Annotated in this window: 15 protein-coding genes; 14 read left to right on the top strand and 1 reads right to left on the bottom strand. The window is 66.1% G+C overall.

Translation table 11 applies throughout. The features are described from left to right. Positions 1-46 precede the first annotated feature (46 nt). The 10 genes from FPJ27_RS19390 (at position 47) to FPJ27_RS19345 (ending at position 12,561) form a co-directional block, all read left to right on the top strand. On the top strand, positions 47-1,378 hold the full coding sequence (locus FPJ27_RS19390; RefSeq protein ID WP_204425195.1) for a TolC family outer membrane protein: 1,332 nt from the start codon (positions 47-49) through the stop codon (positions 1,376-1,378). A gap of 48 nt (positions 1,379-1,426) precedes the next feature. Next, entirely contained in the window at positions 1,427-2,686 is a 1,260-nt protein-coding gene (locus FPJ27_RS19385; protein WP_204425193.1) for an HlyD family efflux transporter periplasmic adaptor subunit, read from the top strand. A gap of 49 nt (positions 2,687-2,735) precedes the next feature. Beyond that, positions 2,736-4,877, top strand: coding sequence for a peptidase domain-containing ABC transporter (locus FPJ27_RS19380; protein WP_239483360.1), 2,142 nt, complete (start codon positions 2,736-2,738; stop codon positions 4,875-4,877). A gap of 105 nt (positions 4,878-4,982) precedes the next feature. After that, complete coding sequence (locus FPJ27_RS19375; protein ID WP_072442571.1) at positions 4,983-5,294, top strand: hypothetical protein; 312 nt, start codon at positions 4,983-4,985, stop codon at positions 5,292-5,294. 108 nt (positions 5,295-5,402) lie between these two features. After that, the gene (locus tag FPJ27_RS19370; RefSeq protein ID WP_072442569.1) at positions 5,403-5,654 is read left to right on the top strand and encodes a hypothetical protein; all 252 of its coding nucleotides are present in this window, start codon (positions 5,403-5,405) and stop codon (positions 5,652-5,654) included. 233 nt (positions 5,655-5,887) lie between these two features. Further along, the gene (locus tag FPJ27_RS19365; protein ID WP_239483359.1) at positions 5,888-6,430 is read left to right on the top strand and encodes a fimbrial protein; all 543 of its coding nucleotides are present in this window, start codon (positions 5,888-5,890) and stop codon (positions 6,428-6,430) included. A 130-nt stretch (positions 6,431-6,560) separates the two neighbouring features. Beyond that, on the top strand, positions 6,561-7,334 hold the full coding sequence (locus FPJ27_RS19360; RefSeq protein ID WP_204425188.1) for a fimbria/pilus periplasmic chaperone: 774 nt from the start codon (positions 6,561-6,563) through the stop codon (positions 7,332-7,334). Between the two features lie 115 nt (positions 7,335-7,449). Continuing rightward, on the top strand, positions 7,450-10,119 hold the full coding sequence (locus tag FPJ27_RS19355; RefSeq protein WP_204425186.1) for a fimbria/pilus outer membrane usher protein: 2,670 nt from the start codon (positions 7,450-7,452) through the stop codon (positions 10,117-10,119). Positions 10,120-10,163: 44 nt separating this feature from the next. After that, on the top strand, positions 10,164-11,156 hold the full coding sequence (locus tag FPJ27_RS19350; protein WP_204425184.1) for a fimbrial protein: 993 nt from the start codon (positions 10,164-10,166) through the stop codon (positions 11,154-11,156). A gap of 367 nt (positions 11,157-11,523) precedes the next feature. Beyond that, a complete protein-coding gene (locus FPJ27_RS19345; RefSeq protein WP_204421199.1) occupies positions 11,524-12,561 on the top strand; it encodes an IS630 family transposase in 1,038 nt (345 codons plus the stop codon). Between the two features lie 298 nt (positions 12,562-12,859). On the opposite strand, the gene FPJ27_RS19340 is transcribed toward FPJ27_RS19345, so the two are convergent. Continuing rightward, positions 12,860-13,504, bottom strand: a complete 645-nt coding sequence (locus tag FPJ27_RS19340) for a response regulator transcription factor (protein ID WP_204425182.1) — start codon at positions 13,502-13,504, stop codon at positions 12,860-12,862. 396 nt (positions 13,505-13,900) lie between these two features. Here FPJ27_RS19340 and FPJ27_RS19335 point away from each other — a divergent pair, with 396 nt between their 5' ends. The 4 genes from FPJ27_RS19335 to FPJ27_RS19320 all read left to right on the top strand — a co-directional run bounded on the left by FPJ27_RS19335 (position 13,901) and on the right by FPJ27_RS19320 (position 18,180). After that, positions 13,901-14,908 carry an ABC transporter substrate-binding protein gene (locus FPJ27_RS19335; RefSeq protein ID WP_204425180.1) on the top strand — a complete coding sequence of 336 codons (1,008 nt, stop codon included), beginning with the start codon at positions 13,901-13,903 and terminating at the stop codon, positions 14,906-14,908. Between the two features lie 122 nt (positions 14,909-15,030). Further along, positions 15,031-15,828 carry an ABC transporter ATP-binding protein gene (locus tag FPJ27_RS19330; RefSeq protein ID WP_034183780.1) on the top strand — a complete coding sequence of 266 codons (798 nt, stop codon included), beginning with the start codon at positions 15,031-15,033 and terminating at the stop codon, positions 15,826-15,828. 38 nt (positions 15,829-15,866) lie between these two features. Then, positions 15,867-16,724: an ABC transporter permease gene (locus FPJ27_RS19325; protein ID WP_110281398.1), complete on the top strand. Its 858-nt coding sequence runs from the start codon at positions 15,867-15,869 to the stop codon at positions 16,722-16,724. An 88-nt stretch (positions 16,725-16,812) separates the two neighbouring features. After that, on the top strand, positions 16,813-18,180 hold the full coding sequence (locus FPJ27_RS19320; protein WP_204426326.1) for a sensor histidine kinase: 1,368 nt from the start codon (positions 16,813-16,815) through the stop codon (positions 18,178-18,180). Positions 18,181-18,183 lie beyond the last annotated feature (3 nt).

The raw sequence follows: 18,183 nt of genomic DNA, 5'->3' as shown, positions 1-18,183 counted from the left end.
CTCGCCGCGGTTCTCGCGACCGACATGCGGCGGTGCGTACAGGCAGATGATTTCGACACGATCCTTCCGGCTGGTGGCCGTTCTCGGCTGGCTCGGCGCCGCATGGCCGGTGCACGCGGCCGACCTGCTCGACGCGGTGAACGCGGCGCGGCGCTTCGATGCGGGCATCGGCGCGGCTCGCAACGCGCAGCTCGCCGGTCGCGAGAAACGCTGGCAGGGTCTCGCCGGACTGCTGCCGCGCGCGGAACTCACTGGCAACTACACGAAGCAGGACCAGCCCACCGCGGCGTATGCGGCAGCGGTCCGCCGTCACAGCGCTTCCGTAACCGTCACACAGCCGCTGTTCGATGTATCCCGCGTCGCCGATTTCAAGCGCGGCGGCACGCTTGCCGACCAGGCGGACATCGAGTACGAGAAGGCGTCGCAAACCCTGATCACCGATGTCGCCAGCGCCTATTTCGACGTCCTGTTCGGACGCGAAGTGTTGCAGGCCGCCGAAACCGCCCAGCAGGCATTCCATAAGCAACTCGACCAGGCGCAGGCAGCGCTGCGGATCGGCGATGGCACGCGCACCGACGTGGACGAGGCGCGCGCGAACCTCGACGAAGCGCTCGCGCGCAAGGTCAGCGCGCAGAACGATCTCGAAATCGCGAGCGGCACGCTGCGGCGGCTCACGGGCCTCGCGGCGGATACGCTTGCGCCGGTCGCATGGCAGTGCACGCCGCCGACGCCGCCAGTCGATCTCGCGACCGCAATGGATGAAGCCGCGCTCGAGAACGTCGAGGTGCGGATCGCCGAGAAGCTGGCCGAGCAGACACAGGCCGACGTCGTCGCCGCGACGGGCGCGCACCTGCCGGTCGTGAACCTGCAGGCGAGCTATGGCACGAACTGGAGCCGCGGCGCCAACGAGAACGGGCTCGACACGGTGTTCGGCACGACGTCGAAAACCCGTTCGTCGATGATCGGCGTGACGGTCACGATCCCGCTGTTCGCTGGCGGCGGCCCGCTGTCGGCGAGCCGCGAAGCCTACCGGCGGCGCGAGCAGGCACGCGACGCGCTCGAGGATGCGCGCCGCAAGGCCCGCGAGCACGCCCGTGCCGCGTATCTCGGCATCACCAACGGCGCCGCGCTGATCCGCGCGCAAGAACGCGCTCTCGCGTCGGCCGACAGCAAGGTGAAGTCGACCCACCTGGGCCGCGAAGTCGGGCTGCGCACGCAGATTGACGAACTCAACGCGCAGCAGCGCTATTTCGAGGCGATCCGCGATCTTGCGGACGCGCGCTATCGCTATCTGCGCGCGCGACTGCAGCTGTCGGCCGCGCTCGGCACGCTCGGCGAAGCGGACGTCGCCGCGATTGCATGCCGCCCGGCAGGCTGACCATGCGCGATTCCGTCTCCCTCCATTCGGTCTCACCGGTAGCGACACATGACTGATTCGCTGTTCCGTCAGGAAGCGCTCGACGCGACCAAGCACAAGCTGATGGGCACGGTCAGCCTGTATTCGCCGCCGTGGCGCTGGCTGACGATCGGTGTCGCGACGGCCGCAGCGCTTGCGGTCGTCGCGTTCTTCGTGCTCGGCACCTACACGAAGCGCGAGCGCGTCGCCGGCCAGCTGCTGCCCGCGAAAGGGCTGCTGGCCGTCATGCCGCCGCTGACGGGCACGGTGATCGACACGCGCGTGCGCGAGGGACAGACCGTCGCGGCCGGCGCCGAGCTGATGGCCGTGTCGGCCGAAGTCGCGACCGAGCTCGGCGGCACGCGCGAGCGGGTCCGCGAGCAGCTGGATCTTCAGCGTGCGCGCCTCGAGACCGATCTCGCGAGCCAGTCGCAACTGAGCGGCGAAGCGAAACGCGGGCTGCATGCGCGCGCCGCGGCGCTGAACGACCAGCTCGCGCAGATCGCGCTGCAGAAGACGCAGCGCACGCGCCAGGCCGAACTCTCGCTGCGGCAGCTCGGCAAGCTGCAGTCGATGCGCGAGCAGGGCTACGCGTCGAACAGCCAGGTCGAGCAGCAGGAAGCCGCGCTGCTCGATGCGCAGGCGCGGCTGCAGGATCTCGCGCGCCAGCGGCTCGACGTCGAGCAGCAGCTCGACCAGATCCGCCAGCAGCTGCGCGAATTGCCGCTCAATACCCGCAATCAGCAGAACGACATCGAGCGCAAGCTCGCCGACGTCGACCAGTTGATCGCGGAAAACGAGGCACGCCGCGCGGTGATCCTGCGCGCACCCCAGGCGAGCGTCGTCGCGACGCTGCTCGCGAAACCGGGGCAGGTCGTCAACGCGGGCCAGTCGGTCGTTTCGCTGCTGCCGCAGGGCGCATTGCTCGAGGCGCAATTGATGGTGCCGAGCCGCGCGATCGGCTTCGTGCGTACCGGCGCGCGCGTCGTGCTTCGCTACGAGGCCTACCCGTTCCAGAAATTCGGCCAGCAGTTCGGCCGCGTGACCGACGTATCGCGCACCGCGTTGTCGCCTCAGGAAGTCGCGAACCTCACCGGGCGCACCAACGTGCCCGAGCAGCTGTACCGCGTGGTCGTCGCGCTCGATCGCCAGGACATCGTCGCGTACGGCAGGCGCGAAACGCTGCGCCCCGGGATGGCGCTCGAGGCCGACGTGCTGATCGACCAGCGCCGGCTGATCGAGTGGGTGCTCGAGCCGCTGTACGCGCTCGGCCGCCGCGCGTCGGCATGAACGCCCCGCGCATTCGATTCGCTATGGAGCCCGTTGAACGATGAAATGGATGGATGCCCTGCAATTCGGCTGGCGCCGTCGTCTGCCCGTGATGCTGCAGACGCAGGCGGCCGAGTGCGGGCTCGCGTGCGTCGGGATGATCGCGAGCTATCACGGCCGCGATCTCGACCTCGTCAGCCTGCGCAGACGCTTCAGCCCGTCGCTGAAAGGGGCGACGCTCAACGACGTGATGCTGATGGCCTACCGGCTCGGCCTCGCGTCGCGCGCGCTGCGGCTCGAACTCGACGAGCTCGGCAAGCTGCGGCGCCCGTGCATCCTGCACTGGGACATGAATCATTTCGTCGTGCTGAAGTCGGTGTCGCGCAGCGGGATCACGATCCACGATCCAGCGCGCGGCGTGCGCGACGTGCCGCTTGCCGAGGTGTCCGACCACTTCACGGGCGTCGCGCTGGAGCTGATGCCGTCGCCGTCGTTCGCGCGGGCGCGCGAGCGCGAATCGATCTCGATGGCGACGCTCATCGGCGGCGTCACCGGCATCCGCGCGGCGTTCGCGCAGGTGCTGCTGCTGTCGGTCGCGCTCGAGGTGTTCGGCATCGTCACGCCGTTCTACATGCAGTGGGTGATGGACCAGGTACTCGTGTCGGCCGACGCCGACCTGCTGACGCTGCTCGGCATCGGCTTCCTGCTCGTCGTGCTGTTCCAGAACGCGGTCGCGGCGCTGCGCTCGTGGGTCGTCACGTGGTTCTCGAGCCTGCTCGGGGTGCAGTGGACGGCGAACGTCTGCTCGCATCTGTTCAGGCTGCCGATGACGTACTTCGAGCAGCGCCACATCGGCGACGTCGTGTCGCGGTTCGGCGCGATCGGCACGATCCAGGGCACGCTCACGACGCAATTCGTCGGCGCGCTGCTCGACGGCGCGATGGCAATCGTCACGCTCGCGATGCTGTTCGTCTACAGCCCGACGCTCACGTGGCTCGTGCTCGGGCTGTTCGCCGCGTACGGCGCGATCCGCTGGCTTGCGTACCGGCCGTTCCGGCAGGCGAACGAGGAACACATCGTGTACGCGGCCCGCGCGGAATCGAACCTGCTCGAGTCGATCCGCGGCGTGCAGGCGATCAAGCTCGCGAACAAGCAGGAGGCGCGCGTGGCGACCTATGCGAATGCCGTGGTCGAGACCACCAACAAGAACGTCGTGATCCAGCGGTTGTCGATCGGCTTCTCGACGCTGCAGGGCGTGATCTCCGGCGCGGGCCGCGTGGCGCTCGTGTGGCTGGCCGCGAAACAGGTGATCGACGGGCAGTTCTCGGCGGGGATGCTGGTCGCGTTCGTCAGCTTTGCCGATCAGTTCATGGCGCGCGGCGCGGGCCTGATCGGCACGGTGATCGATTTCCGGATGCTGCGGCTGCACGGCGAGCGGCTCGCCGATATCGTGCTGACCGACGCCGAATCCGACATGGAAGCGAAGGCCGCGCGCGCGCCGGCGGCGGGCGGCCACGCGGCGGCGCCCGCGATCGACGTGCGCGACGTGCGCTTTCGCTACACGGAGACCGAACCGTGGGTGCTCGACGGCTGCTCGTTCTCGATCGCGCCGGGCGAATCGGTCGCGCTCGTCGGCCCGTCGGGCCAGGGCAAGACCACGATGGCGAAGGTGCTGCTCGGCCTGCTGACGCCCGAGCACGGCAGCGTGCGCGTCGACGGCATCGACATCCGCAAACTCGGGCTCCATCAGCACCGCGAGCTGATCGGCTGCGTGATGCAGGACGACATCCTGTTCGCCGGCTCGATCGCCGACAACATCGGCTTCTTCGATCCGCAGCCCGACCAGGCGCGCATCGAGGAAGCCGCGCGGCTCGCACAGATCCACGACGACATCGCGGCGATGCCGATGGGCTATCAGAGCCTCGTCGGCGACATGGGTTCGTCGCTGTCAGGCGGCCAGTGCCAGCGCGTGCTGCTCGCCCGCGCGTTTTACCGGAAACCCGCGATTCTCGTGCTCGACGAGGCGACCAGCCATCTCGACGTCGAACGCGAGCGGCTGATCAACGATGCGGTGCGCGCGATGAACATCACGCGGATCATCATCGCGCACCGGCCGGAGACGATCCGGAGCGCGGATCGCGTCGTCGAGCTCGCGCGAGGCAGCGCACGCGAAATGGGCGTCGACGCGCGGTTCGATCCGGCGGTCGCCTAGCGCCGCCGCAAGTGGAGTGCCCGTCGCGCGCGATGCGCGACGGGAGAGCCGATGCCGATCCGGCTTTCGACGATCGGCAGTGCGTAACTGTAGGGAGAACTTCAAATGCGCGAGTTGACCACGATGGAATTGAATGAAGTAAGCGGCGGCCTTTTCGGCAACCTGGGGGCGGGGGTGCTGGGCGGCGTTGCAGGTCTGGTTGCCGGCGGCTTCAAGGGGGCCGCAACCGGCGGCAGCACCGGCGGCATCCTGGGCGCAGGCATCCTCAGCGCCGGTGTCGGCCTGCTCGTCGGCGCCGGCCTGGGCCTGGTCGGCGGCAAGATCTACGGCTGGGTCAATGGGGCACAGCAGACGCTCAAGGTCTTCAACCGCGTGATGGAAGGCCTGTTCGACCCGAACCTGCCGGCACCGAAGTAATGCGAGGCGGGGGCGCCGTTCCGGCGGCGCCTGCTGCCGTCATAGCACGGGCCGGCACGCGCGACGCGATGCCGGCCATGCCAATCCGATTTCGTCAGAAGGTGAATCATGCGTGAAATCAGCAAGATGGAACTCGCGACCGTTTCGGGCGGCGCCATCGCCGACTGGATCAACAGCCTGTTCAAGCCGGCCGCGCCGCGCGAACCCTGGGTCAATCCGTTTCCTTCGGACAACACCCAGACGGGCGCCGTCGAGACGCTCGGCAAGGTCGTCTTCGCGACAGGCGTCGCAATCGCGGCCGCGGCGACTGTGTCGGTCCTCGCCGTCCTCGCCGCCGCGGCTCGCCCGACCGGCCGATAGGCAAGCGTTCGGTGCGACGACTCGCCATCCGGACGACATGCGTGCCGATTGCTTCGGTCGCTTCGGCACGCCACTCGACCCCGCGGCCCGCATCGGCCAACGGGATCGTGAACGGGAGCCGTTTTTGGATGGATTGCGATAGTCGGAACGAATCGAGCAAGTTAATTTTATCCCTCCCGACACGCTTGCGTGCCCGGTGGGAATTTTTGAGCGATTAAAAAGGATACCGGATCATGATGAAGAAAATTCTATTGGCCTCAGCAACGGCGTCGGCGATGTCGTTCATGCCGCTCGCGGCGCATGCATACGACGGCACCGTGAACATCACGGGTGCGCTGAGCGGCGCCAGCTGCACCATCAAGGTCAACGATGCCGACAACAACGGTACGGTCCAGCTTCCGAGCGTGGGCGCAGCTTCGCTGGCGTCGAAGGGCGCGGTAACGGGTGCGACGAACTTCACCATCGCGCTCAGCAACTGTACGAACGCGGGCAAATCGGTGCGCGCGTTCTTCGAGGCCGGCCCGAACGTCAACGGCGGGGACGGCACGCTCTACAACCGCGCACTGACCAACGCCGCGACCAACGTCGCCGTGCAGCTTCTCGACATGGACGGCAAAGCGCTGAAGGCCGGTGACGTCAGCCAGCGCAACGGTCGTCCGGTCGACCTCGTCAACAACGCAGCCTCGATGGTCTATGGCGCGCAGTACTACTCGCTCGGCGCGGCGACGGCCGGCAGTGTAAGCACGTCGGTCACGTATTCGATCGACTATCTGTAAGCCGTCATGCCGGCCGTCTCGTACGGCCGGCATCGACGACTCGCGCGACGCGGGCCATTCCGGCCTGCGGTACCGCCGCTCCGGGGAAGCGTCCCGTCGCGCGGCCTTCCCCTTCCCTCTTCATCGAACGATGTACTCGCTCCTCTCGTTTCTCTTCCGCCGGTTGCCGATCTGCGTATGCGTCGTGCTGGCCTGCACCGTACAGCACGGCATCGCGGGCGTGATCATTTCCGGCACGCGCCTCGTCTATCCGGCCAGCGATCGGGAGATCACCGCCAAGATCGACAACGTCGGCACCGATCCGGCGCTCGTGCAGGCATGGCTCGACGACGGCGACCCGCGCTCGCGCCCGGGCACGGCCAAGGTGCCTTTCGTGTTGATGCCGCCGATCTTTCGCGTCGATCCGGGCAAGGGACAGACGTTGCGGATCGTCTATACCGGCGATCCGCTGCCGCAAGACCGGGAATCCGTGTTCTGGCTGAACGTACTCGACATTCCGCCGAAAACCGCCGATCAGCCGTCGACGACCATGCTGCAGCTCGCGTTCCGTTCGCGAATCAAGGTGTTCTTCCGGCCGGCCGGCCTCGACGCCGATGGGGCGGTCGAGGCGGCCAAAGGCGTGAAATGGTCACTCGCGCCCGCGCCGGACGGCGGCAAAGGCCATCTGCTGCGCGCGACCAATTCGTCGCCGTTCAACGTCACCGTGCTGTCGGCGCAAGTCGTGCACGACGGCCGCACGTACACGATCGACGACGGCGCGATGATCGCGCCCGCTGCCGACCGTCTGTTTGCGCTGAACATGCCGCTGCCGAGCCTCCCGGCCGGCACAAAGCTCGACTATTCGACGATCAACGACTTCGGCACCGACGTGAAATGGCCGGCGGTGCTCGAGGCCACGCCTTGATTCGACCTCGGCATTCGAGCCGCCTGCGCGCGTTGCCGGGCGACGCGGGTCGGATTCAGACCGAGCCCGCGGCACGTCAGCGATCCGTCCAATTCGAGCATTCGAAACGAAGCCCATGAAATGCATCCATCCCGCATCCGGTCCGCGCACCGGTCGGCCGGCGCTCGTGCTCCGGCGCTCGTACGCGACGGCGTTGCTCGCCTGGTCGGCGCTGCCGCTCGGCGCAGCGGCGAGCGAGCTTGCGCCCGCCGATCCGCAGCCCCGGATCGGCGGGCCGGGCCGGGGGGACGGGCTGCCGTCCCGGACGCTGCAGTTCGACCCGGACTTCGTGCTGACGTCGCCGGACAGCGGAATCGACCTGTCCCGTTTCGAGAAGGGCAACCCGGTCTGGCCCGGCGAATACCGGGCCGACGTGTACCTGAACGGGGCGCTGCTCGGCCGCGACGACGTCACCGTGCGCGAATCGGGCGCAAACGGCCCGCAAGTGTGCTTCAGCCGCCGCATGCTCGACAGGATCAACGCGGATACGAGCCGGATCGCGCCCGAAGCGCTCGCGCCGCTCGCCGATCCCGCCGCGTGCGAATCGTTCGATTCGCTGCTGCCGGGCGCGTCGGCGTCGTTCGACGCCGGCTCGGCGCGCCTCGACATCCATGTCCCGCAAGCGCTGTTGCGCCGCACGGCCCGCGGCTACGTCGATCCGTCGATGTGGGACAGCGGCGTGACCGCGGGATTCGTCAGCTACAGCGCGAATCTCTACGGAAACGTCGCGAACGGCCGGAGCGACAGTGCGGCATACGTCGGACTGAACGCCGGCATCAATGCGGGCGGATGGTACTTCCGTCACGACGGCGCGCTGAACTGGCAGAATCGCGGCGGCCAGCACTACAGCATCGCGAACACCTACGTTCAACGCGACCTGACGGCGCTCAAGGCGCGCGTCAGGCTCGGCGACGCGAACACGTCCGGCGAGCTGTTCGATACGTTTCCGTTTCGCGGCGTGCAGATCGCCAACGACGATCGCATGTGGCCCGATTCCCGTCGCGGCTATGCACCGGTCGTTCGCGGTATCGCGAATTCGAATGCGCGTGTGACCGTGCGCCAGAGCGGCGCGGTCATCTACGAAACGACCGTGCCGCCCGGCCAGTTCGTGATCGACGACCTCTATCCGACCGGTTACGGCGGCGATCTCGACGTGACCGTCACCGAATCGGACGGCAGCGAGCGGGTATTCAAGGTGCCGTACGCATCGGTCGTGCAATCGCTGCGGCCCGGCATGAACCGGTTCGGTTTCGTCGCGGGCGTGGTGCGCAAGAGGAATCTGTCGTATACGCCGCACATCGTGCAGGCGACCTACGCGCGTGGCGTGTCCAACCTGCTGACGCTGTATGGCGGCGTGCTCGCGAACGAGGACTACCAGAACCTGCTCGTCGGCGGTGCGTTCAACACGCCGATCGGCGCGATGGCGCTCGACGTGTCGGGCGCATTCACGTCGTCGAACGGCCGGCGGGCAAGCGGCGCGAGCGTGCGCATCACGTACAGCAAGACGCTGGAAGCGACGAACAGCAACCTGTCGGTGGCCGCGTATCGCTTCTCGTCGTCCGGCTATCTCGATCTCGACAACGCGCTCGCCTACGTCGACAACGCCAGGCGCAACGCGACAGGCCTCGCTGCACAGCCGCTCTGGCGCGCGCGCAACCGGGTATCGGTCACCGCCTCGCAGCGATTCGGCGACAACGGCGGCCAGTTGTTCGTGAGCGCGTACACGCAGAATTACTGGGAGCGCCGCGGCACCGACACGCAATTCCAGATCGGCTACAGCAACCGTTTCCGCGTCGTCGACTACAGCATCTCGGTCAACCGCGCCCGCGCGATCGGCGGCGACGTCGATACGCAGTACATGCTGACCGTGTCGCTGCCGCTCGGTCGCTCGGCACAAGCGCCGCGCGCAAGTGCGAACGTCGCGCACGACAGCGTGCGCGGGGTCACGTCGATGATGACGGCGAGCGGCTTCGTCGGTACGCAGAACCAGGGCAGCTATTCGGTTTCCGCGTCGCGCGACGCGGGTGCGACGTATTCGGGCAGCGTGTCCGGCCAGTACCGCACGCCGTACACGACGGTTCAGGGCGCGTTCGCCAAGGGCGATCGCTACGGGTCGGGCTCGGTAGGATTGAGCGGCGCGATCGTCGCGCATCCGGGTGGCATAACGGCGTCCCCCTATGCGGCCGACACGGTTGCCGTCGTCGCGGCGCCGGCGGCGGGTGGCGCCAGGGTGGTCGGATACGGCGGCGTCGCGCTCGACGGGCGCGGCTACGCGGTCGTGCCGTACCTGAATCCGTACCGGGTCAACCAGATCGAGATCGACCCGCGCGGCCTGCCCGCCGACGTCGAGCTGCAGACGACGAGCCTGCAGGTAGCGCCGCGTCAGGGCGCCGTCGTGATGCTGCGCTACCCGACCGTGAAGGGGCGTGCGCTGCTGATTCATGCGTCGACGCCGACCGGCCGGGAATTGCCGTTCGGCGCGCCGGTATTCGACGCGCGCGGCAACAACGTCGGCGTGGTGTCGCAGGGCGGCCAGATTTATGCGCGCGTCGCGGGACCGGACGAAAAGCTGACGGTGAAATGGGGGCACGCCGACTCGTGGCAATGTTCGATCCGCGTGGCGTTGCCGCCGCTCGACGCCGGCGCGCGGCAGGCCGCCATCCAGCGCGTCGACGCCCCGTGCGAATTCGACGCGCGGCCGCCCGGTCCCGGCGATGCGCCGCGGCACGCGGCCCCGCCTGCATGACGGCGCCCTGCACGCGCGCACGACAACCTCGGATGAAATCGCACATGAACGACTGGAACACACCCATCCATCGCATCAGGCTGGCTTGCACGGCGGTCCTGCTGGCCTGCGCGGCGGGTGCGGGCACCGCGCAGGCGGCCGCGAATTGCCAGAACGCAAGTACGGCGGAAGTCGGCACGCTGCCCGATCCGTTCAGGATCGCGGCCGATGCGCCGATCGGCACGGTGCTCTGGAGTAAAACCGGCATCGAGATCAAGGCGTCCTGCATGAAGACCCTTGCATCGGCGAACTTCGAGGCGACGCTCTATCGATGGATGGCCGACCCCGACCTGACGGCGAACGGTCTCGGCTTGTACGTGACCTATAACGGCAATCGCGGCACCGGGGACGCATCGTTTCCGATGGGGAAGATCATCAGTTCGCCGTTGACGCCGACGACCGTTTCCGCGACGATCGACGTCGAGCTGGTGAAGATCGGGCCGACGCCGTCCACGCCGAAGACGTTTCCGGTCCTGTCGGTGCTGACGGCGCTGATCGGCGGCCCGAACAAGGACTATTCGAAAGCGGCCCGCTACGTCACCTACGGCTTCAAGAACATCTCGTTCCAGGCAGCCACCTGCGCGCCGTCGACCACGCAGGTGGCCGTGGATCTCGGCACCCACAAGCTCAGCAAATCGTCGGGACTGGGTTCCGGCATTGGCACGACGTCCACGTCGAAAGTCTTCGCGATCGGCCTGAAGTGCGATGCCCAAGTCGCCGGCAGTTTCGCGGTCCACCTGACGCTCGACGGCAACGCGGACGACGCATCCAGCGGCATCCTGTCGCTGTCGTCGTCGAGTACGGCGCAAGGCGTCGGCATCCAGCTGCTCAAGGGCGACGGCAACCCGGTGTCGCTCGGCAAGCCGTGGAAGGTGACGGATGCGCCACCCGCGAGCACGCTGTCGGTACCGCTGGCGGCGCGCTATTACCAGACGAAATCCGGTACTCGCCCAGGCACCGCCAATGGCACGGCGACCTTTACGATCAGCTACAAATAGCGCGCGAGCGGTCAGATCAATCCGTTTTCGTACGCGTAACGGATCAGGTGGACGTTGAAATCCATGGACGACCGGGCCGACGTCGCACACCGGATGCAACGGAGCGTTGCAGACTACCCACTACGGTTCCCAAACGGTTGCCGGCGGGTTGCCGGCGCCCGCGACCAGCAATCGTTCACCGTCGGACGGAATATGCGCTTTGATCATCTCCTTCGGAAAATATAAAAAAACGACTCGCTTAATGCGACACCTATCGCTGTGGTCAACAGTGTAGACGCCGCTCCCACCGGCAGGATCATAGATTCGATATTTATTGATTCGAAACATTTGATCTTGAAATTGGAAAATAAGCCCTCACGTTTTGAGCATGGAAAAACGAGACATGAGATCGCTTCCACGCGAAGCGCGCGAAGAACGGCGTCGACAGGTGATCGCCCTCCGGGAAGGCGGGATGACCTACGACGAGATCGCCCAACTTACCGATCTGTCGCGAACGGGTGTGTTCGATATATGCAAGCGTTACGTGCAGGAAGGCACGGCAGCCTTGCGTGACAAGCCGAGCGGGCGTGCCGTCACCCAGAAGCGCGCCCTGACGGAGCAACAGGAGATCGAGGTGCGTGTGTTGATGCGCGATCAAATGCCGGATCAGTTGAAGATGCCGTTTGCGCTGTGGACCCGCCACGCCGTGCGGGAGTTGATTCGACAACGTACGGGTCGCACGCTCACGCTGCAGGGCGTCGGTCTGTACTTGGCACGCTGGGGCTTTACGCCGCAAAAGCCGCTGAAGCGGGCGTACGAACAAAAGCCGCAGGCGGTTCAGACGTGGTTGAACGAGACGTATCCGGAGATTGCGCGCCGTGCGCAGACCGAAGGTGCGGAAATCCAGTGGGGCGACGAGACGGGCTTGCGTTCCGACGATGTGCGCGGGCGCTCCTACGCGCCGATCGGCAAGACACCCGAGCGGCGTGTCATGAGCAAACGCGAAGGGCTGTCGATCATGTCGACCGTGACGAACCGCGGCCAGGTGCGCTGGAAAGTGTTCGAAGGCGCGATGAACGCCGACATCCTGATCGACTTCTTGAAGCGACTGATCAAAGACATGCGGAGCAAAAAGGTGTTTCTGATCCTCGACAACCTGAAGGTTCATCACGCCAAGCTGGTCAAGGCGTGGCTGGCTGAACATGCCGACAAGATCGAAGTGTTCTACCTGCCCTCGTACAGCCCGGAGCTCAATCCCGACGAGATGCTCAACGCCGATTTGAAGGCCAGCATCACACGCCAGGCTCCCGCTCGGACCAAGGGGCATCTGAAGAAAGCCGCTATCAGCCATTTGCGACGGCTTCAGAAGTCGCCGCAACGGGTTACTCGTTATTTCATGCATAAACCCATCCGCTATGCAGCTTGATTCAAGATCAAATATTTCTGATCAATATAAAATTAATCGCAATAATCGAGAGAATTGTGTTCAATTAATCTTGCGATGAAAGTCATGATCAATACTCTCGTGACGTTATCGATGAATTTGTATTTGATGGATGCGCTGGATATGAAGAGTGCCCGCACACACGCCGTGAGAAATCGGCGAGTCGGTCGCGTTGTCGAATATTTTTGATTCCCGTTCAGAACCTTGCAATTTGGACAGGTCGCGCCGAAGGCACGGCGACGTTCACGATCACCTGCCGGCAGTACAGCATTGCACTTCGTCAAATCAGCCCACTTTCGTACGCGTAGCGGATCAGGTTGATATTCGTATCGGCCTGCAGCTTTTTCATCGCCGTGTATTTCTGTGTCGACACGGTACTGACCGAGCGGCCGAGCTTTTTTGCGATGCTCGCGAGCGAGTAGCCCAACGCGAACAGGCGCACGACGTCAAGTTCCCTTTGTGTCAGCTTTGCGTGGGAGTCATGGCTGATCGTGCCGGATTGCTCAACGATCGCGCGAACCGTCGGGGAAAAATACCGCGTTCGGCCGGCGCGCACATGCCGGCACGCATGCACGATCTCGTCAATCCCGTCTTCCTTGCTGACAATGGCTTTCACACCCAGTTGCAGTGCAGCCGCGAAGACGCTCGGATTTTTCTGCGCGGTCAGCATCACGCATTGTGCACCAGGCGCGACGTCATGTAGCCTGCGCAGCAGCCTCAGGCCATCGATCGGTTTATCGCCCCGGTTCATCGAATAGTCGATGACGACGAGATCGACCGGCGAGCGCGTCAATGCGTCGATCAACTCCATCCCGCTATTGCAGCAATGTGAAATGAGGAATTCCGACCCCCACTGCGGCAGACGCTTGAGCATTTCGATCACGACCGGATGGTCGTCGGCAATGGCGATGGTGGTTGGATTCATTGGATGGTCAACATGAAATATCGATTCGGAATCTGTTCCGAATCGATCAAGGAAAAATCACAGTCGGAACACTGCGCAACGCGATGCTTCCTGTCGACCGACGATATTGTCGAAATGCCATGTTTCCGTGATTGGTCTGCGCGCAATGGATGACTCTGTTCGTATATGCCGAAGCGTAATGGCGAGAAACCGGCATTTGACAGGCCCGTTGTCACTCCGACCCGCGGCGCGATCCGGCCGGAAGTACGCTCGTCGAGCATTCGCGCCGCATTCGTGGAAAACCCCTAAACGAACCGCCTCCCCGCGAAAGGTTGCAGAAGGTTTCGCGTCCCTATACTCGTCGTGACGATGCAGCAAGCATCGCGCCATACGAATACAACGAACGGAGACGACCCGATGCGACCCACCCTGCGCACCCTCGCCGTTGCAGCCGGCCTCACCTGCGCGCTCGCCGCGCACCCCGCCTTCGCCGCCGACGACGGCGGCAAGGTCACGATCATGGTCGGCGGGATCGCGAAGCTGATCTACCTGCCCGCGCGGCTCACGCAAGAGCTCGGCTACTTCAAGGCCGAAGGGCTCGACGTCGAGCTGCTGTCGCAGCCGGCCGGCGTCGACGCCGAGAACGAGCTGCTCGCGGGCGCCGTGCAGGGCGTCGTCGGCTTCTACGATCACACGATCGACCTGCAGAGCAAGGGCAAGGACGTGAAGGCGATCGCGGTGTTCGGCCAGGTGCCGGGCGAAGTCGAGATGGTGTCGACCAAGGCCGCGCCGACCTTCAAGTCGATGGCCGATGCGAAGGGCAAGACGCTCGGCGTGACGGGCCTCGGCTCGTCGACGAGCTTCCTCACGCAATACCTCGCGCTTGCACACGGCGTGCCGTCGACGCAGTACACGATGCTGCCGGTCGGCGCCGACGCGAGCTTCATCGCCGCGATCAAGCAGGGCCGCATCGACGCCGGGATGACGACCGAGCCGACCGTGTCCGCGCTCGAGAAGATGGGCGATGCGAAGGTGCTGGTCGACCTGCGCACGCTGGAAGGCACGCGCGCGGCGCTCGGCGGCACCTACCCGGCCGCGAGCCTGTACGTGCAGTCGGCATGGGCCGATTCGCACAAGGCGGAAGCCACCAAGCTCGCGCACGCATTCGCGAAGACGATGCAGTTCATCCACTCGCACAGCGCCGAGGAAATCGCCGCGAAGATGCCAGCCGACTACCAGAAGGACAAGGCGCTGTACGTGAGCGCACTGAAGGCGTCGCTGCCGATGTACACGGCCGACGGCAAGATGCCGGCCGACGGCCCGGCGACGGTGCTGAAGGTGTTGTCGGCGTTCAACCCGTCGGTGAAGGGCAAGCACATCGACCTGGCGCGCACCTACACGAACGATTTCGTGAACGCGAAGTAATCGATATCGGTCAGGCGCCAGCGGCGGCGATCCCGCCGCCGTGCGTTCCCCGTTCCGGCCCGGTTGACCGGCCCGGCGTTGCGTCACGATGCGACGCCCTCTTCACCCGCAGGACGAATGCGATGACCCAGGCAGTCTCCCCGAGCACACCGGCGATCGAGTTTCGCAACGTGTCGTGCCGCTTCATTTCGCCGGAAGGCAAGGCCACCGTCGCGCTGCGCGACTTCAGCATGAGCGTCGCGCGCGGCGAGTTCATCGCGATCGTCGGGCCGACCGGCTGCGGCAAGTCGACGACGCTCAACCTGATCACCGGGCTGCTCAAGCCCGTGTCGGGCGAAGTGCGCGTGATGGGCCGCCCGGTCGACGGGATCGACCCGCGCATCGGCTTCGTGTTCCAGGCCGACGCCGTGTTCCCGTGGCGCAACGTGATCGACAACGTCGCGGCGGGCCCGCTGTTCCGCGGCCGCTCGAAGGACGTCGCGTATGCGCAGGCCGAGGAATGGATCCGCAAGGTCGGCCTCGACAAGTTCACGAAGCATTACCCGCACCAGCTCTCGGGCGGGATGAGGAAGCGCGTCGCACTGGCGCAGACCTTCATCAACCAGCCGGAAATCCTGCTGATGGACGAGCCGTTCTCCGCGCTCGACATGCAGACCCGCACGCTGATGCAGGACGAGCTGCTGCAGCTCTGGTCGGCGAACAAGGGTTCGGTCGTGTTCGTCACGCACGACCTCGAGGAGGCGATCGCGCTCGCCGACCGCGTGTTCGTGCTGACCGCGCGCCCCGCGACGCTCAAGCACGTGTACGAGATCGACCTGCCGCGCCCGCGCGTCACGTCGGAGATTCGCTACGACACGCGCTTCATCGAAATTTCCAAGGACATCTGGCACGACCTGCGCGAAGAAGTGCAGATCGGCTGACGCATACGCCGCACGGCAAGAACAGCAAGGACAGGAGCATGACCGACATGACGCTTCCCCCCACCGCCCTTCCGGCGACGACGCTCGAGGACGACGAGCGCGCCGCGCAACGCCGGCTGCGCCGCCGGCGCAACCTGATCGTCACGCTGCGGATCGCCGTGCTCGTGCTCGTGCTGGGCGGGTGGGAACTCGCCGCACGGCTCAAGTGGATCGATCCGTTCTTCTTCTCGATGCCGTCGCTGATCTTCGCGCAGCTCCAGGACTGGTTCGTGAACGGCACGTCGCAGGGCCCCCTGCTCACGCAGGTATGGGTCACGCTCGAGGAAACCGGCATCGGCTTCGTGATCGGCTCGGTCGCCGGCGTGATCTGCGGGATCGTGCTCGGCCGCAACAAGCTGATGGCCGACGTGTTCGGCCTCTACATCCAGATCGCGAACTCGATTCCGCGCGTCGTGCTCGGCTCGATCTTCGTGATCGCGCTCGGCCTCGGGATGGCGTCGAAGATCGCGCTGGCCGTCGTGATGGTGTTCTTCGTCGTGTTCGGCAATGCGTTCCAGGGCGTGCGCGAAGCCGACCGCTACCTGATCGCGAACGCACAGATCCTCGGCGCGTCGCGCCGGCAGATCACCACGGCGGTCGTGATCCCGTCCGCGCTGAGCTGGATTCTCGCGAGCCTGCACGTGAGCTTCGGTTTCGCGCTGGTCGGTGCGGTCGTCGGCGAATTCCTGGGTTCCAAGCAGGGCATCGGCCTGCTAATCTCCACCGCCCAGGGCGCGTTCAACGCGAGCGGCGTGTTCGCGGCGATGATCGTGCTGGCCGTGGTCGCGCTGGCCGCCGACTACCTGCTGACCTGGCTCGAGAAGCGGCTCTTGAAGTGGCGCCCCGCGGCGTTCTGAACGCGGCGTCCGGACGCCTGACATGACACTCCCGACCGCGCCGGCGACCCCGGCGCGGTTCGGCATTTCGGAGAAGGAGCGCAACGGGATGGCGCACAGCCTGCGCGGGCGGCTGTTGTGGTGGCTGCTGCTGCCGCTCGCGGTATTCGTGCTGATCGCCGGCGCGATGTCGTACGACACCGCGCGGACCACGGCCGGGCTCGTGCAGGACAGCGCACTCGTCGCGTCCGCGCGCACGATCGGCGAGGACGTCGAATGGCGCAACGGGCTGCCGGTCGCCGACGTGCCGCCGGCCGCGCTGGAGATCTTCGAATCGCCGTCGCAGGATTCGGTGTTCTACAAGGTGATCGACGGCCATGACCGCCTGCTCGCAGGCACGCCGGCGCTCGACGTGCCCGCGCGGCACGGCATCGAGCCGACGCTGTACGACACGACGCTCGACGGCGTGCCGCTGCGCGCGGTGGCCTACGATCGCCAGCTTTACGACGAGGGGCAGATCGAGACGGTCACGGTCGTCGTCGCGAAAACGACCCGCTCGCGCAACGCGATGGTCGCCACGATCTGGCGGCCGCAGCTCGTGCGCCTGTCGCTGATGCTGATGCTCGCGGTGGTGCTCGTCTACCTCGGCCTCACCTTCGAGCTGCGCCCGCTGATGAAATTAAAGGACGACGTGGCCGACCGCGGGCCGATGGAGCTGGAGCCGATCCGCCCCGAGCGGCTGCAGCACGAGCTGCGGCCGATCGTCGACGCGATCAACCAGTGCATCGCGCGGCTCAACACGCATACGGCCACGCAGCGCCGCTTCATCGCGGACGCCGCGCACCAGCTGCGCACGCCGATCGCGGTGCTCGACACGCAGATCCAGTACGCGCAGCGGCGCGGCAACGGCGATCCGGAACTCGCGTCGGTGCTCGACAGCATGCAGCGCAGCAGCCGCAAGATGGCCGACGTGACCGACAAGCTGCTGCTGCTCGCGCATGCGGAAGCGACGCCGTCGACGCTCTTGACCCATCGCGTCGATCTCGCGGCCGTGGTGTCGAGCGTGCTCGAGGAAACGATCGTGCTCGCGCAGCGGCGCGACATCGACCTCGGCGCCGATCTCGGCGAGCGGCTCGACGTCGCGGGCAGCGACAGCCTGCTGACCGCGCTGGTGATGAACCTCGTCGACAACGCGGTGCGCTACACGCAGCCGGGCGGCTGCGTGACGGTCGCCGCGCGGCGCGACGGCGACGCGATCGTGCTCGACGTGATCGACAACGGCCCCGGCATTCCGGCCGAGGCGCGGCCGCACGTGTTCAAGCGGTTCTACCGCGTGTCGGCCGACACCGAGGGCTCGGGCCTCGGGCTCGCGATCGTCCGCGAGATCGCGCAGGCGCACGGCGGCAGCGTGTCGCTCGCGCCGGGGCCCGGCAATCGCGGTATTGTCGTGACTGTGCGGCTGCCCGCCTATGATTGACGA

Source organism: Burkholderia sp. MS455, assembly GCF_016899445.1.
GTDB lineage: Bacteria > Pseudomonadota > Gammaproteobacteria > Burkholderiales > Burkholderiaceae > Burkholderia > Burkholderia pyrrocinia_C.
Note: the sequence above shows the minus strand (reverse complement) of the source record. Positions and strands in the feature narration are given on the sequence as shown.